Source organism: Sphingomonas sp. Leaf242, assembly GCF_001422045.1.
Lineage (GTDB): Bacteria > Pseudomonadota > Alphaproteobacteria > Sphingomonadales > Sphingomonadaceae > Sphingomonas.
On sequence record NZ_LMLW01000008.1, the window covers coordinates 496,983 to 512,001 of the forward strand.

At 65.3% G+C, this 15,019-nt stretch carries 20 protein-coding genes; 5 read left to right on the plus strand and 15 right to left on the minus strand.

Going from position 1 to position 15,019, the window contains the following annotated elements; genetic code table 11:
• Positions 1 to 6 precede the first annotated feature (6 nt).
• Positions 7 to 441 (minus strand): YcgN family cysteine cluster protein, encoded by a 435-nt coding sequence (locus ASF09_RS10240; RefSeq protein ID WP_055874881.1) that lies wholly within the window; start codon positions 439 to 441, stop codon positions 7 to 9.
• Positions 438 to 1,031, minus strand: a complete 594-nt coding sequence (locus ASF09_RS10245; protein WP_060526318.1) for an SCO family protein — start codon at positions 1,029 to 1,031, stop codon at positions 438 to 440. The genes ASF09_RS10240 and ASF09_RS10245 overlap by 4 nt, the downstream gene beginning before the upstream one ends.
• A gap of 79 nt (positions 1,032 to 1,110) precedes the next feature.
• Here ASF09_RS10245 and ASF09_RS10250 point away from each other — a divergent pair, with 79 nt between their 5' ends.
• Positions 1,111 to 1,719: an ankyrin repeat domain-containing protein gene (locus ASF09_RS10250; RefSeq protein ID WP_060526109.1), complete on the plus strand. Its 609-nt coding sequence runs from the start codon at positions 1,111 to 1,113 to the stop codon at positions 1,717 to 1,719.
• Between the two features lie 141 nt (positions 1,720 to 1,860).
• On the opposite strand, the gene ASF09_RS10255 is transcribed toward ASF09_RS10250, so the two are convergent.
• From ASF09_RS10255 to ASF09_RS10305, 11 genes are all read right to left on the minus strand, one after another.
• Positions 1,861 to 2,370: an MmcB family DNA repair protein gene (locus ASF09_RS10255; protein WP_060526319.1), complete on the minus strand. Its 510-nt coding sequence runs from the start codon at positions 2,368 to 2,370 to the stop codon at positions 1,861 to 1,863.
• 234 nt (positions 2,371 to 2,604) lie between these two features.
• On the minus strand, positions 2,605 to 3,042 hold the full coding sequence (locus ASF09_RS10260) for a cell wall hydrolase (protein ID WP_231420586.1): 438 nt from the start codon (positions 3,040 to 3,042) through the stop codon (positions 2,605 to 2,607).
• A gap of 375 nt (positions 3,043 to 3,417) precedes the next feature.
• Positions 3,418 to 3,744, minus strand: a complete 327-nt coding sequence (locus ASF09_RS10265; RefSeq protein WP_060526111.1) for a DUF1491 family protein — start codon at positions 3,742 to 3,744, stop codon at positions 3,418 to 3,420.
• Complete coding sequence (locus ASF09_RS10270; RefSeq protein WP_060526112.1) at positions 3,741 to 4,208, minus strand: PaaI family thioesterase; 468 nt, start codon at positions 4,206 to 4,208, stop codon at positions 3,741 to 3,743. Before ASF09_RS10270 ends, ASF09_RS10265 begins: the two co-directional genes overlap by 4 nt.
• Positions 4,209 to 4,345: 137 nt before the next feature.
• Positions 4,346 to 4,813 (minus strand): PTS sugar transporter subunit IIA, encoded by a 468-nt coding sequence (locus ASF09_RS10275; RefSeq protein WP_060526113.1) that lies wholly within the window; start codon positions 4,811 to 4,813, stop codon positions 4,346 to 4,348.
• Positions 4,814 to 4,914: 101 nt separating this feature from the next.
• Positions 4,915 to 5,514, minus strand: a complete 600-nt coding sequence (gene hpf, locus ASF09_RS10280; RefSeq protein ID WP_056053797.1) for a ribosome hibernation-promoting factor, HPF/YfiA family — start codon at positions 5,512 to 5,514, stop codon at positions 4,915 to 4,917.
• Positions 5,515 to 5,574: 60 nt separating this feature from the next.
• Positions 5,575 to 6,267 carry a DNA polymerase III subunit epsilon gene (gene dnaQ / locus ASF09_RS10285; protein WP_060526114.1) on the minus strand — a complete coding sequence of 231 codons (693 nt, stop codon included), beginning with the start codon at positions 6,265 to 6,267 and terminating at the stop codon, positions 5,575 to 5,577.
• A 15-nt stretch (positions 6,268 to 6,282) separates the two neighbouring features.
• Entirely contained in the window at positions 6,283 to 6,858 is a 576-nt protein-coding gene (gene coaE / locus ASF09_RS10290; protein ID WP_060526115.1) for a dephospho-CoA kinase, read from the minus strand.
• On the minus strand, positions 6,855 to 7,667 hold the full coding sequence (locus ASF09_RS10295; protein ID WP_060526116.1) for a shikimate dehydrogenase family protein: 813 nt from the start codon (positions 7,665 to 7,667) through the stop codon (positions 6,855 to 6,857). The genes coaE and ASF09_RS10295 overlap by 4 nt, the downstream gene beginning before the upstream one ends.
• A gap of 245 nt (positions 7,668 to 7,912) precedes the next feature.
• Complete coding sequence (locus ASF09_RS10300; RefSeq protein WP_082444227.1) at positions 7,913 to 8,503, minus strand: Maf family protein; 591 nt, start codon at positions 8,501 to 8,503, stop codon at positions 7,913 to 7,915.
• Positions 8,500 to 9,333 carry a pyruvate, water dikinase regulatory protein gene (locus ASF09_RS10305; RefSeq protein WP_060526321.1) on the minus strand — a complete coding sequence of 278 codons (834 nt, stop codon included), beginning with the start codon at positions 9,331 to 9,333 and terminating at the stop codon, positions 8,500 to 8,502. The genes ASF09_RS10300 and ASF09_RS10305 overlap by 4 nt, the downstream gene beginning before the upstream one ends.
• Positions 9,334 to 9,679: 346 nt before the next feature.
• Here ASF09_RS10305 and hemE point away from each other — a divergent pair, with 346 nt between their 5' ends.
• The 4 genes from hemE (at position 9,680) to ASF09_RS10325 (ending at position 13,643) form a co-directional block, all read left to right on the plus strand.
• On the plus strand, positions 9,680 to 10,711 hold the full coding sequence (hemE, locus tag ASF09_RS10310) for a uroporphyrinogen decarboxylase (protein ID WP_060526117.1): 1,032 nt from the start codon (positions 9,680 to 9,682) through the stop codon (positions 10,709 to 10,711).
• On the plus strand, positions 10,708 to 11,169 hold the full coding sequence (locus ASF09_RS10315; protein WP_060526118.1) for a CopD family protein: 462 nt from the start codon (positions 10,708 to 10,710) through the stop codon (positions 11,167 to 11,169). The genes hemE and ASF09_RS10315 overlap by 4 nt, the downstream gene beginning before the upstream one ends.
• A gap of 266 nt (positions 11,170 to 11,435) precedes the next feature.
• Positions 11,436 to 12,692: a transcription termination factor Rho gene (rho, locus tag ASF09_RS10320; RefSeq protein WP_031395107.1), complete on the plus strand. Its 1,257-nt coding sequence runs from the start codon at positions 11,436 to 11,438 to the stop codon at positions 12,690 to 12,692.
• A gap of 231 nt (positions 12,693 to 12,923) precedes the next feature.
• A complete protein-coding gene (locus ASF09_RS10325; RefSeq protein ID WP_060526119.1) occupies positions 12,924 to 13,643 on the plus strand; it encodes a TerC family protein in 720 nt (239 codons plus the stop codon).
• A gap of 182 nt (positions 13,644 to 13,825) precedes the next feature.
• Here the strand turns inward: ASF09_RS10325 and ASF09_RS10330 are convergent, their stop codons facing one another.
• Both ASF09_RS10330 and ASF09_RS10335 read right to left on the minus strand, forming a co-directional pair.
• On the minus strand, positions 13,826 to 14,527 hold the full coding sequence (locus ASF09_RS10330; RefSeq protein WP_060526120.1) for a dienelactone hydrolase family protein: 702 nt from the start codon (positions 14,525 to 14,527) through the stop codon (positions 13,826 to 13,828).
• Positions 14,524 to 14,994 carry a methylated-DNA--[protein]-cysteine S-methyltransferase gene (locus tag ASF09_RS10335; RefSeq protein WP_060526121.1) on the minus strand — a complete coding sequence of 157 codons (471 nt, stop codon included), beginning with the start codon at positions 14,992 to 14,994 and terminating at the stop codon, positions 14,524 to 14,526. The genes ASF09_RS10330 and ASF09_RS10335 overlap by 4 nt, the downstream gene beginning before the upstream one ends.
• Positions 14,995 to 15,019 lie beyond the last annotated feature (25 nt).

The window sequence follows — 15,019 nt, forward strand, 5'->3', positions numbered from 1 at the left end:
ACCGCGTCAGAGTTCCCGCTCGATCACATGATATTCGAGCTCACCGGCCTCGTCCTCGCTGATCGTCCAGCCGCGCACCGACTGCTTGGCGCGGTGGACCGCCTCGCGGTCGCCGCAGACGAGGTAGTGCCATTCGGGCAGTTGCTCGCCGGCCGCGCGCAGGCGGTACGCGCAGGTCGACGGCAGCCAGTCGATCCCGCGGACGTTGCCGGTCGTCAGCCGGACGCATTCGGGGACATAGGCATGGCGGTGGCGGTAATCCGAGCATTGCCCGCTGCGGCGATCGAGCAGGCGGCACGACACGTTGGTCGGCACGAGCTCACCGGTATCCTCATCCTCGAGCTTGTGGATGCAGCATTTGCCGCAGCCGTCGCACAACGCTTCCCACTGGCCGCGGTCGAGCTGGTCGATCGGCGTATCTTCCCAGAAGCGCGCGCTCATCGAGCCCAGCGCTTGATTTCCGTCACCACCGCGTCGGGCCCTTGTTCCTGCGGCAGCAAAGCGAGGGGCTTGCCGTCCGGGTCCATCAGATAGGCCTGCCGCGAGTGGTTTACGAGGTAGCCGCCGCCCGGCGATGCGTCGCCCTTGCTCGAATAGACGGCGTACTCGGTCTTGATCTTGGCGATCTGGTCGTCGCTGCCGGTGAGGCCGACCATGCGCGGGTGGAACGCCGAGACGAACTGCTTGAGTACCACGGGCGTATCGCGCGCCGGATCCACCGTCACGAACACCGGCACGATCTTCGCGGCGAGCGCGGGGTCGCTCGATTCGAGCTTTTTCACCGCGGCGCCGATCGCCTGGACATCCGTCGGACACACATCGGGACAGAAGGTGTAGCCGAAATACATGATCCGGTATTTTCCGGCAAAGTTGCGCTCGGTGACGGTCTGCCCGTTCTGGTCGGTCAGCGTGAAGGCGCCGCCGATCCGCGCGCCTTCGAGCGGGGGCTTGGCCGGGGGGGCGGAGGCGGTGCAGGCCGTCAGGGCCAAGCCGGGCAGAGCGAGCGCGCAAAGGATGAAACGTCGGGTCATGGTGCCGCTAGCCTTGATCTGTTCGCTACTGCGGCGCAAGCGTTGCCCCATATCCAGGACGAACCAAGGAAGTCTCTCGATGCGTATTCGCCTGATGCTCGCCGCCACCCTCGTCATGCCGGCTCTGACCGTCGTCACGGCACCCGCGTTCGCGCAAGGCCAGTCGGAGGGGTACAAGTTCCTGTCCGCGGTGCGCGACGCGAAGAACAACGACGTGCTGGAGATGCTCGGCAGGCCCGGCAGCAACATCATCAACACGCGCGACGTGACGAGTGGGGAGGGCGCGCTCCACATCGTCATCAAGCGCAGCGACGAGGTGTATCTGCGCTTCCTGCTGCAAAAGGGGGCGGATGCGAATTTGCGCGATGGCAAGGGCAATACGCCACTGCTGCTGGCCGTGACGCTGGGGCAGACGGGGATGATCCCGATCCTGACCGCGGCGGGGGCGAATCCGAACCTGGCTAATTCGGCCGGCGAGACTCCGCTGATCCGGGCGGTGCAGCGGCGCGACGTTGCGATGATCCGGGTTTTGCTGACCGAAGGGGCCGATCCCGACCAGGCGGATATCATCGCGGGCATGTCGGCGCGCGCCTATGCCAAGCAGGATGGACGCAACCCGATCGTCAGCAAGCTGTTGGAAGACGCGCCTAAAAAGGTGCGCAAGGCCGTGTCGGGCCCGAAATTCTGAAGTTTCCCCGGGGCCGCCATCGCCATACTTCGTAAAAACGCATTTGGCCCAACCCCGTCATCCTGACGAAAGTCAGGATCCAGAGTAACAGAGCGCTATCCTTGATGGCCCTGGATCCTGACTTTCGTCAGGATGACGGACTTAGAACGCCAACCCGTCCGCATCCGGATCCATCTGCGCGATCAACCGGCGCGCCGCGCGCCGGGCAAACGCCAGCGTACCGCGCTTGCGGACATGCGCGGGCAGGGGGGTGGTATGCGCCTCGCGGACGATCGCCGCGTCGTAGCGGTCCGCGACGATGATCCCGGTGCGCTCGGGCAGAAACGCAGGGCCGTGCAGCGGTCCGACGTCGAACCCCGCCGGCACCGCCCAGAAATACCGGTCGCAATGCCCCAGGTAATCGGGCCACTTACCGTCCCCGAGCAGGTCGGCACGCGACACCTTGATCTCGACGATCACGATCTGCCCACGTGCGTCGACCGCCATCAGGTCGGCGCGGCGGCCACCATCGAGCGGGACCTCGGTCATTGCGGTGAGGTCGTGGCGCAGCAACATCCGGATCACGCCGCGCGCTACATCGGCGGCGCACAGCGTTGAATCCTGGGGGGATCCGGGTTTGTCGATGCAGGAGTCCGGCGGCATATCGAGCATGCCCCGGAAATAGAACAATCCGCGAACGAGGCAAGCTCATTCACGGATTGTGATCGTGGTCTGGGGAGAAGCGACTGGCCAGATCGCTGTCTCCATTTCCGTTCGTGCTCGGCGAGGTTGAAGCGCCTTAGCCTGCAACACACCCTTCGACTTCGCTCACGGCGAACGGAAGGAGGACGGCGAAACGGAAAGAAGGGGTCAGGGTAGACGCTGACCTGGAACGCCCGCTGGATCTCAGCGGTAGAAGACGTGGTTGCCGATCGAGGCGACCTTGACCGCGCGGACCGACGGGCGACGATCGGGCGTGTTGAAATACAGCGCCTTGTCGGCGGGGCTGTTCCACGCGCTGGCGAGCGCGACCTTGGCGACCGCGATCGCGGTACGATAGGCGGTGCCGGCGTTGATGGACGGGATTTCGCCGCCACGAACGAAGCTGAACTGGCCGCGCTGCTTGACGACGCCGCAGACGTCGGCGGGAAAACGACCCGACTTGGCGCGATTGATGATGACTTCGGCGACCGCGAGCTGGCCGGTCAGCGGCTCGCCCTTCGACTCGAAATAGATCGCACCGGCAAGGCACTGGAGCGCGTCGCTGGCGGCGGCGCTATCCTGGGCGGCAACGGCCTGGGCGAGGGTATCGAATTCTTCGGCTTCGGACTTCGCCGTGTCCACGGCAGGTTCAACGCTGTTCTGCTCAACGGGTGCAACAGGCGTTGCGGCTGGAGCGATCTGCGGAACATTCTGCGGGGAGAGGACGTTTAGATTTGCGAGAGCGGTGAGGTTGACCGCTGGACGGTCGATGCCAGTAGCATGACCTGGTGCGCTGTTGCCAAGCAGGCCCGCAAGAGAAAATGTCATGACTGCGATCGTTGCAGCCCGCTGAAGAATCGTCATTCAAACTTGTTCAGATGCGGTTGGACCACGGAACCAATCGTACGAGCCGATCGTCCGGGCATCCCCCCGACTGCGTAACCGATCCGGATCGCACCCGTCCCAGCACAACGCCAATCAATGTTGCAATCCCCCTCTATTGGGGGGGCTTTCGAGTCAATCGTCGAGGATCGTTTCAGCGGCGAAGCGTTCCGCCGCTGCGATGTCCACCTCGATTACCCATAGATCCGGGTCGCTTGCGCGCCTGCGTTGCCAATAGCCGTCAAGGTTTTCGGCCGGAGTCGAGTCGATCAGCGCGGTCCGTCCGTCGGGGCCGATGCCGCGTTCCAGCAGGCGGGGCGGGACGCCCTTGTCGATCGCGATGACCAGGATCGCGCCGCCTTGCGGGTCGCCTTTCGCCATCACCGCGCCAAAGCCGCCGGCATCGTTGACGCGCCGCAGCAGGGCGCTGACGAGCATTCCGCTGGGGAGACGGCCACTCATGCTGCGCTGCGGTATCCGGGGAGGCCAGCGAGCGCGATGCGCGAGCGCATGAAGGTGCCTGTGCCTCTCGCCGCTTCTTCGCCGTCCGCATCGATCAGCCGCGCGTCCGCGACGAACACGCGTCGCTTGCCGCTGATCCAGCGTCCCTCGGCGATCACCGGGCCGACCTTCAGCGGACGCGTGAGGAGCAGGTTGAATGCGGTGGTGAGCAGGAAACGGTCCGTGACCAGGCTGTTGCAGGCGTAGAACGCGGCGTCGTCGAGCATCTTGAAATAGCTGGTGCCGTGGGCGGCGCCGCCGGCGTGGTAATGGCGCGCGTCGATCGTGAAATGGATGCGTGCGACGCCGGCTTCGGGGATTTCCAGCGAGGAGTCGAAGAAGCGGTTGATCGGCGCTTGGGCGTAGAGCGATTCCAGCGCGCGGAAATGCGCGTCTGCGCCTGCTGTGTTCGGGGTATCAGACATGCAAACGCCGCCAGACCAAGCCCGCTCCGTCATCCTGACGAAAGTCAGGATCCAGAGTAACCGATGGAAGCCCTTCGTGGCTCTGGATCCTGACTTTCGTCAGGATGACCGGGGCGGGCACGGACGCGGGGCGGGGATCACGCGGCATCGCGGACCTCGTCGGCGGTGAACAGCGCGTAGACCGCGTCGGGCGAGCCGCCACCGCGCAGTTTCTCGAGGAACGCCTTGTCGCGCAACCGCCGCGAGACGCGGGCGAGCGCCTTCAAATGGACCGCGCCGGCGTCGGTAGGGGACAGCAGCATGAAGACCAGATCGACGGGGAGATCGTCGACCGCCTGGAAATCGACCGGTTGCGCGAGCCGGGCGAAGACACCGGTGACCTGCGCAAGGCCTTCGAGCTTGGCATGCGGGATCGCGACGCCGCCGCCGAACCCGGTCGAGCCAAGCTTCTCGCGCGCCGCCAGCCGGTCCGCGATCAGCTTGGGGTCGGCATCGAGTATTTCCGACGCGGTCGTGGCGAGATGCTGGAACACCGCCTTCTTGTTGGTGGCGATGACGCCCGTCTGCACTGCGTCGGGACGCAGCAAATCGCTGAAATCGGTCATGGTGTTCAATGTCTCAAGCGCCCCCGCGCGCGTCCGCCTTAGCGGGTTGCGCGGAGGCGTAAAGGCGCGGCCTTGAGACCCGCGCCTTTATGGACCCTTCTTTACTGGGGGGGGGAGGCCGCCGCGCGCTGTGGCTCGACCCAACCGATCGTGCCGTCGCCGCGCTTGTACACCATGTTGTGCGCGCCGGTTCCCGCATTCATGAAGAGCAACGCCGCGGTGTTGCGCAGATCGAGCATCATCACCGCGTCGGACACGCTGGCCTCGGGGATGTCGACGCGAGTCTCGGCGATGATCAGCGGTGCATCCGCGACATCGTCTTCCTCGATGCTTTCCTGGAACAACGTGTAGCCGGCATTGTCGTAGCCGTTGCTCTCGGCGATCGCGACCGCTTCGCCGGCGTGGCGATCCTTCAGGCGGCGCATGTAACGGCGGAGCTGAGTCTCGATCTTGGCGGCGGCACCATCAAAGGCGGCGCGCGCGTCATAAGCGTCGCCGTGACCCTTGATCACGAGGCCCTTCATTACATGCGCAACGATGTCGCATTTGAAGCCGGCGTCGTGCGGGCCCTTGCCGAACGTGACCTCGGCCGAGATGGCGCGCGAGAAATACTTGTCGGCGATACCCTGGAGTCGGTCTTCCACGTGGCTGTTGAGTGCTTCGCCAGTGTCAACCTGATGACCAGAAATCCGGATATCCATTATCGTCTCCTTGTCGGCGTTACAGTCTCGGGCGGTCCTATTGGCTCCGCCCTGCCAGCGTCATCCGGACGCCACGGCCCCCCAAATCGGATCCTTGATCCCCTTCATAAACGCGGCATGGGCCACAAGGTCTCCCTCGCTCACCGCGAAAACGCGGGCTGGGCGAACGACCCGAGGCGCCTGTGCGACGATCGGAGTCGCGGCGGTGCTGCCGGTATCGCCGAGCAGGCCGAGGCCGATCTGGCGACCACCCATCAGCTCGACATAGACCTGCGCGAGCAACTGCGCATCGAGCAGTGCGCCGTGCAGGACGCGGTGACTGCGATCGATTCCGAAGCGCGAGCAGAGCGCGTCGAGCGAATGCTTGGCGCCGGGGTGACGGCTGCGCGCGATCTGCAGCGTGTCGACCATCCGCTTCATGTGAATGATCTGGCGGCCGCACTTGGTCAGCTCGCCGTTGAGGAACGAGAAGTCGAAGCCGGCATTGTGCGCGATCATCGGCGCGTCGCCGACGAATTCGAGCAGGTCCTCGACCGCGTCGGCGAACTTCGGCTTGTCGGAGAGGAACAGCGCGCTCAGCCCGTGGACGTTGAACGCCTCGACCGGCATGTCGCGTTCAGGGTGGTAATAGGCGTGGAAGGTGCGGCCGGTCTCGACCCTGTTGAGCATCTCGACGCAGCCGATTTCGACCATGCGGTCGCCGCCGGAAAAACTGAGGCCGGTGGTTTCGGTATCGAAGACGATCTCACGCATCCCGATGGTATCGGCTCAGATTTCCAAGGATGCAAGCACCGCCCGGACTTGCGCGCGTGTTGCGTCGAAGCTCGTGTCGGTGTCGATGATGTGATCGGCGCGGGCGCGTTTTTCGGCGTCGGGGGTTTGGCGCGCGAGGATCGCGGCGAACTTCCCCGCGGTCATGCCGGGGCGGGCGAGGACGCGGGCGCGCTGGATGTCGGGGGCGGCGGAGACGACGACGATCACGTCGACGTTGCGGTCGCCGCCGGTCTCGAACAGCAGGGGGACGTCGAAGACGACTCGCTGGCCGGCGTGTTGGGCGAGGAAGGCGGCGCGCTCTTCGCCGACGGCGGGGTGGACGATCGCTTCCAGGCGCTTGATCGCGGCGTCGTCGCCGAACACCGCGGCGCCGAGTTTAGTTCGGTCGACCGCGCCGTTGGCGGTGGTGCCGGGGAAGGCGGCTTCGATGGCGGGAACTAGTCGCCCACCGACACCTTGCAAGCGGTGGACGGTCGCGTCGGCATCGAACACGGGGACGGCCTCGTCGGCGAACATTGCGGCGACGGCTGATTTGCCCATGCCGATCGATCCGGTGAGGCCGATGATCATTTGATCAGCAACGTGCGGAGTTCGTTGTCGCGATCGCGCGGTGGTTCCACGTGGAACAATATCTCGAACGCGACCGCTGCTTGGCCGATCAGCATTTCCAGGCCGTCTACGGTTTCGAGATCGCGCGCACGCGCCGCTTTCAGGAGACCGGTTTCGAGCGGGGAATAGACGATGTCGTAGACCAGCGAGTCCGGATCGAGCGCGCCGAGATCGATATCGAGCGGTGGCTGGCCGGCCATGCCGAGCACGCTGGCATTGACGAGCAGGCGCGAGGGCGGGGCGGCGGGGCCGATCGGGAGTGCTTGGCCCTTGAGGCCAAACGCCGACAGCAACGCCGCGCCCTTCAGCGGATTGCGATTTAGGATGGTGACGGAGCCGACACCCATTCGCGACAGTGCGAACAGGATCGCCCGGGCGGCACCGCCGGCGCCGATCACCGTGACGGGCTGGCCGGCGATGTCGAGGTCATCGATCGGCGCCCAGAATCCGGCGGCGTCGGTGTTGGTGCCGATGCAATCGCCCGCCTGGTTGCGGAACACGGTATTGATCGCGCCGATCGTCCCGCGAACGTTGCCGGGGTCGGAGACGTGGTCGAGCGCAGCGAGCTTGTGCGGCATGGTGATGTTGCACCCGCGCCACGCCGGGTCGGCCTTTCGCTCGGCGAAGTAAGCGGGGAGGGCGTCGGCGGTAACGAGCTTGTGGCGGTATTCCGCGTCGATCCCGAGCGCGTCTAGCCAGAAGCCGTGGATCAAGGGTGATTTCGACTGTGCGATCGGATCGCCGATCACTTCTGCATAGGGACGGGTCATTCGAGGCTCCGTGTTTCCCCGCGGAGGCGGGGATCCAGTCTGGGCACCCGCCTTCGCGGGTGAACAAGGTTTAGTCTAGCGTGCGCGGATTGCCACGCGCGACGGTGCATTCAATCCTCCCCCGCAAGGGGGAGGTGTCGCCGAAGGTGACGGAGGGGGAGGATACGAACCGAAGTTCCGCCTGCCTCCCCCTTCGTCTGGCAAGAGCCAGCCACCTCCCCCTGACGGGGGAGGATTGTTTTAAATCAGACCGGCAGCTCGCCGCGCGCGCGGAGGAAGTCGAGGACGTTGAGCAGCGGCATGCCGAGTACCGTGAACTGGCTCCCCTCGATCTTGGCGAACAGTTGCGCGCCGGGGCCCTCGATGCGGTAGCAGCCGACGCAGCCGGAAATCGCGGGCCATTCCGCATCCAGATACGTCTCGATGAACGCGTCGGACAGCGGGCGGACGTGCATCTTGGCTCGTTCGACGTGGCGCCAGATCGCCTGGCCGTTCTCGGCGATGACCGCAGCGCTCCACAGGTCGTGGCGCTTGCCGGACATCAGCCGCAGGTGTGCCGCCGCATCTGCGCGGTCGACGGGCTTGTCGAGGATACTGCCGTCCTCCAGCGCGACCAGCGAGTCGCTGCCGAGGACGAGATAGCCGGGCATCCGCGCGGAAACCTTCAGCGCCTTCAGTTCGGCCAGCGCATCGGCGAGATCGCGCGGGGACAGGTCGCGCAGCGCCGCCTTGGCTGCATCCTCGTCGACGCCGGCGAAGGTCGCCTCGAACGGTACGCCAGCGGCGGTCAGCATGGCGCGGCGCGAGGCGCTTTGCGAGGCGAGTATCAGGCTCATGCTTCCTCCGGCGTCACTGTGTCGCTCTTCCGCTGGTTGCACAGCGCGATGATCGCCGCCGCGGTTTCCTCGATCGAGCGGCGCGTAACGTCGATCACCGGCCAGCCATTGTCGGCGAACATCCGGCGCGCAAAGGCGAGTTCGCGCATCACCGCTTCCTCCTCGACGTACGACGTGTCGGGCTGTTGGTTGAGCGACAGCAGCCGGTTGCGGCGCACCTGGATCAGCCGGTCCGCACTGGTCGTGAGGCCGACGATCAGTGGGTTGGCGAGCTTGTAGAGGTTCAGCGGTGGTGGGCTTTCCACGACGATCGGGATGTTCGCGGTCTTGTAGCCGCGGTTGGCGAGATAGATCGAGGTCGGCGTCTTCGACGAACGCGATACGCCCGCCAGGACGATATCGGCCTCCTCCCATTCTTCCGAGGCGATCCCGTCGTCATGGGCGATCGTCCACTGAATCGCATCGACGCGCGCGAAATACGCTGCATCGAGGACGTGCTGGCGGCCAGGTCGTGCCTTTGCCTGCTGCCCGAGCAAGCCAGAAAGTGCGTCGTTGACCGGGTCGAGCGGCGCCACCGCGGGCAGTCCCAGCGCGAGACAGCGTTGCTCCAGTATCCGCCGCGTCGCGGGGTTCACTAGGGTGAACACGACCAACCCCGGGTTCTGCGCGATCTCCTGGAGGATGCGCTCGAGATGCGCCTCGGTGCGGACCATCGGCCAGAAATGGCGCACGGTTTCGACGTCGTCATATTGCGCCAGCGCCGCCTTCGCGATGTTCTCCAGCGTCTCGCCGGTCGAGTCCGACAGCAGGTGAAGGTGGAGCCGGATCATCGGCATCTTGTCCCCATCGGCGGGGTCCCTGGGCGTGAATCTGTGGATAACATGGGGAGAAGGGCTAGCGTAACTCATCCCCCTCGCCAAGCGACGGGTTTGCCGTGGATAACACCCATTCTATCCACACCGCCGCGCACAGGGGCTGATTTTATCCACAGGCTGTGGGTAATGGGGAGCCTTGAATCGAATCAGCGCGTTTGTGGGCGTGCCGAGGGGTCAAGCTGTTGGCATTTCCGGGATCACCGCATAAGTCCCGGGTTCAACCGCCCAACCACTGCAACAACCTATTTCTTGAATCTTCTTATAGTAGAAGAAGGGTGCTCCGCTGACCGATCAGACCTCCATTACGCCTGCCTTCAAGCCGCTCCTGGCGACCCTTCGCGGAGGGCGTCAGGCCGTGCCGCCGCTATGGCTCATGCGGCAGGCGGGGCGGTACCTTCCCGAGTATCGCGAACTGCGCGCGGAGAAGGGCGGGTTCCTCGCGCTCGCGACCGATCCGGAGGCGGCGGCCGAAGTCACGCTCCAGCCGATCCGCCGGTTCGGGTTCGATGGATCGATCCTGTTCTCCGACATCCTGATGATCCCATGGGCACTCGGGCAGGATCTGAGCTTCGGGGTCGGCGAGGGGCCACGGCTCGAGCCGGCGTTGGTCGACCATGCGCTTGATCGGTTGCAGCCGGTGATGGGGCGGCTGGAGCCGGTCTACGGCACCGTCTCGAAGGTCGCGGCTGCACTGCCTCCCGAGACGACGTTCCTGGGCTTTGCGGGGTCTCCCTGGACGGTCGCGACCTATATGGTGGCGGGGAAGGGGAGCAAGGATCAGTCCGAGACGCGGCGTTTCGCCTATCGCGACCCCGAGGCGTTCGGTGCGATCATCGATGCGATTGCGGACAACACCGTCGAGTATCTCGCGCGGCAGGTCGAGGCGGGTGTCGACGTGGTGCAGCTGTTCGACAGCTGGTCGGGCTCGCTATCGCCTGCGCAGTTCGAGCGCTGGGTGATCGCGCCGACGGCTTCGATCGTCGAGCGGCTTCACGCGCGCTGCCCCGGCGTGCCGATCATCGGCTTTCCGAAGGGGGCCGGGGGCAAGTTGCCGGCCTATGCGCGCGAGACGGGCGTCGATGCGATCGGGCTGGACGAGACCGTCGATCCGGTGTGGGCGCACGCATCGTTGCCGGCGGACATGCCGGTGCAGGGCAATCTCGATCCGCTGGCGTTGATCGCGGGCGGGGCGGATCTCGATGCGGCGATCGACCGGATCCTCGCGGCGTTCGTCGAGCGCCCGCACGTCTTCAACCTCGGCCACGGCATCCTTCCCGACACGCCCATCGCGCATGTCGAGCAGCTGATCGCCCGTGTAAGGAGCACGACATGAGCGGATTTCTTGGCGCTGCGTACGACTGGGTGAAGGCGGCGCATCTGATCTTCGTGATCTTCTGGATGGCGGGGCTGTTCATGCTGCCGCGCTATCTGGTGTATCATCAGGAGGCGCTGGCGGCCGGGAACACGAGCGAGGCGGCGAACTGGGTCGAGCGCGAGAGCAAGATCCGCCACATCATACTGACGCCGGCGATGATCGTCGTGTGGGTGCTGGGGATCGCGCTGGCGCTGAACCTGGGGCTGGCGGACGGCGCGCCGGGGCTCGGGTGGCTGCACCTGAAGCTGGTGCTGGTGTTCCTGCTGACGGGATATCACGGTTGGGCGGTCGGCTATGCGAAGAAGCTCGCCGCGGGGAAGCCGACGCTGGCGGGTAAGCAGTTGCGGATGCTGAACGAGGTGCCTGCGCTGGCGGTGACGCTGATCGTCGTGCTGGTGATCGTAAAGCCGTTCTGAACGCGTGTTCTCCTGCGAACGCAGGAGCCCAGGGTTACAGGCGATCGCGTTTGTGATCCTGGGCCCCTGCGTTCGCAGGGGAACGGCCAGAGTGGTTCTCCCGTCCTCGCTTGACTAACCCGCCCCCCAATTCTAACCCCTTCTCCCAACACGGCCTCCTGGCGTCCTGCCCGGTCGTGTCTTGCCAGACTCGTCTCGCCCAGTTCCGCTTTCCAAGCGCACCGCCGACCGAGCGTTCTCCCGTTGATTGCTATCCGGAAATCCCCATGCATCTCAAAGACCTGAAGAAAAAGAAGCCCGCCGAGCTGGTCCAGCTGGCCGAGGAACTGGGGGTCGAGAGCGCCTCGACGCTGCGCAAGCAGGACCTGCTGTTCGCGATCCTGAAGGTCCAGGCGGACAATGGCGACCAGATCATGGGGCTCGGCACGATCGAAGTGCTGCCCGATGGCTTCGGCTTCCTGCGCTCGCCGGAGTCGAACTATCTCGCCGGTCCCGACGACATCTACATCTCGCCGAACCAGGTGCGGAAGTTCGGCCTGCGTACCGGTGATACGGTCGAGGGCGAGATTCGCGGGCCGAAGGATGGCGAGCGCTATTTCTCGCTGGTGAAGCTGACTGCGGTCAATTTCGACGACCCCGACGTCGTCCGCCACCGCGTCAATTTCGACAACCTCACGCCGCTCTACCCCGAGAGCAAGCTGACGCTCGATCCCGCCGACCCGACCGTCAAGGACAAGTCGGCGCGCGTGATCGACATCGTCTCGCCGCAGGGCAAGGGCCAGCGCACGCTGATCGTCGCACCGCCGCGCGTCGGCAAGACGGTCATGTTGCAGAACATGGCCAAGGCGATCACCGACAATCACCCCGAGGTGTTCCTGATCGTCCTGCTGATCGACGAGCGCCCCGAGGAAGTCACCGACATGCAGCGCAGCGTGAAGGGCGAGGTGGTCAGCTCGACCTTCGACGAACCCGCGCAGCGCCATGTGCAAGTCGCTGAAATGGTGATCGAAAAGGCCAAGCGCCTGGTCGAGCACAAGAAGGACGTGGTGATCCTGCTCGACTCGATCACGCGCCTGGGTCGTGCCTACAACACCGTCGTGCCGTCGTCGGGCAAGGTCCTGACCGGTGGTGTCGACGCGAACGCGCTGCAGCGTCCGAAGCGCTTCTTCGGCGCCGCGCGCAACATCGAGGAGGGCGGTTCGCTCTCGATCATCGCGACCGCGCTGATCGATACGGGCAGCCGCATGGACGAGGTGATCTTCGAGGAGTTCAAGGGCACCGGCAACTCGGAAATCGTGCTGGATCGCAAGGTCGCGGACAAGCGCATCTTCCCGGCGCTGGACGTCGGCAAGTCGGGCACGCGCAAGGAAGAGCTGCTGGTCGACAAGGCCAAGCTCAGCAAGATGTGGGTCCTGCGCCGCATCCTGATGCAGATGGGCACGATCGACGCGATGGAGTTCCTGCTCGACAAGATGAAGGATTCGAAGACCAACGAGAATTTCTTCGACAGCATGAATCAATAACCGAGTGCGGCCTGCGCCAAGCTGGCGCAGGACTCGCACCGGTTCGGCCGGCGGGGGCGCGAGCCTCCCGACCGACGACATGGGCTTTGCCCATGTCCGGCCAAACAGACCAAAGCGGCACGCGAGAGCATGGCTTTCGCGTGCCGCTTTGCTATTAATCAATATGAAAACCGCCACTCCGCCCGCGGCGTGGCCACGTCACCGGGAGCTGACATCTTGAGTATCATCGCCATGCTGGCCGCCGCCGCATCGGGAGTAGCCGGACCCGGCTCGCCGCTGGAGATTTGGCAGCACATCGTCGCCGACTTCTCCAACCTCGGCGACCCGAAGGCGCTCGCCGCGTTCGGATCGGTCCTGATGATCGACCTCGTCCTCGCGGGCGACAACGCGATCGTCGTCGGCGCACTCGCTGCCGGACTGCCGACCGACCAGCGCAAGAAGGTCATCCTGATCGGCATCGGCGCGGCGCTGGTACTGCGCATCTTCTTCGCGTTGATCGTCACTTGGCTGATGGGGATCGTCGGGCTCATCTTCGCGGGCGGCCTGTTGCTGCTCTGGGTGAGCTGGAAGTTCTGGCGCGAAATCCGCGAGGGTGCGGAGAACGCGGGTTCGGAAGAAATCGAGGGCGACGAGCGTTCGGGTATCCGCTCCTCGAAGGGCTTTGCGAGCGCGGCTTGGGCCGTCGCTGTCGCCGATGTGTCGATGAGCCTCGACAACGTCCTGGCGGTCGCTGGCGCGGCACGCGAGCATCCCGGCATCCTCGTCATCGGCCTGCTGCTGTCGGTCGCGATGATGGGTCTGGCGGCGAACTACATCGCGCGCGTCATCAACAAGTATCGCTGGATCGCATATATCGGGCTCGCGGTGATCCTCGTGGTCGCGCTGAAGATGATCTACGAGGGCTGGGTCGGCACCGGCGAGACGCTCGGGATCATCTCGCTGCTGCGCTGATCGCGGTGCGGTTGGGATAAGAAAAAGGCCTCGCCGGGATCGTCCGGCGAGGCCTTTTTCACGTCTCCGTCCATACCCCCGTCATGCCGGGCTCGTTCCGGCATCCACTGTTCCGCACGCTCGATAGTCGTGATTGCGCGGGACCGTGGACCCCGGAACTAGTCCGGGGTGACGGAGGGGTTTTAGGCGAGGTTCTCCGCGAAGAACTTGGCTGTCCGCTCGTCCGCCAGCTTGGCCGATGCATCCGAGCGACGCTCGCCGAACTCGGTCGCAAAGCCGTGGTCCTCGCCCGCGTAATCGTAGATCGTCACCTTGGGGTGATCGTCGAGTCCGGCGTGCATCGCCGCCTGCGCGTCCTTGTCGACGAAGTGATCGTCCTCGGGCACGTGCAGCAGCACGGGGTGTGCGATCGCGTGCTTCTCGCCGAGCAGGCCGTCAATCCCGACGCCGTAATAGCCGACGCTCGCATCGACGTCGGTTCGTGCCGCGGTCATGAACGCCAGGCGCCCGCCGAGGCAGTAGCCGACCACGCCGACCTTGGCGTCGTCGCCCAGTTCGGCGCGCGCCGCGCGGATGCTTGCCTCGATATCGGCGATACCCTTGTCCTGGTCGAACTGGCCCATCAGACCGAGCGCACGATCCATCTCGGGCTTGATGTCCGGGTCGAGCTCGATGCCCGGCTCCAGACGCCAGAACAGGTCGGGGGCGATCGCGAGATAGCCGGCCTCGGCGAGCGTATCGCACTTGCGGCGAATGCCGGCGTTCACGCCGAAGATTTCCTGAATCACGACGATCGCCGCCTTTGGCGTACCCGCCGGCGTCGCGCGATACGCGGTGAATTCGCCATCGCCCGCGAGCGTGGCGATCTTTGCAGTGTTCGTCATAACAGTCCTCCTTGCGGCCGCTCGTGGTCGAGCAGCCGGGATTTGGTGATCGGGCCTTCCCCCGCGGAGTACGCACCAAGCCTGCCCCCGGCTCCCAGGATTCGGTGGCAGGGGACGATGATCGGAAAAGGATTGCGTGCGCAGGCCTGGCCGATCGCGCGCGGGCTGGAGCCGATCGCCCTGGCGAGCGCGCCGTAGCTGGCCGTGGTGCCGTAGGCGATGTCGACGATCGCCTGGCGAAGGTCGGCACCGCGTGGGGTAGGGGAGAGCGCGAGGGGCAGGTCGAACTCGGTCAGCCGTCCGGCGAAATACGCGTCGAGCTGACGCAGCGCTTCCAGGATCGCGGGGGCATCGCTGGTCGAACCATCCTCGACGCCGATATCGATCGCGTCGATCCGGTCCCCGGTGGCGGTCACGCGGACCAGACCGATAGGCGTTGCGATCGAGGCGGCATCGCGCGCATACATTCACCCGCTATGCAGCGCCGCGATG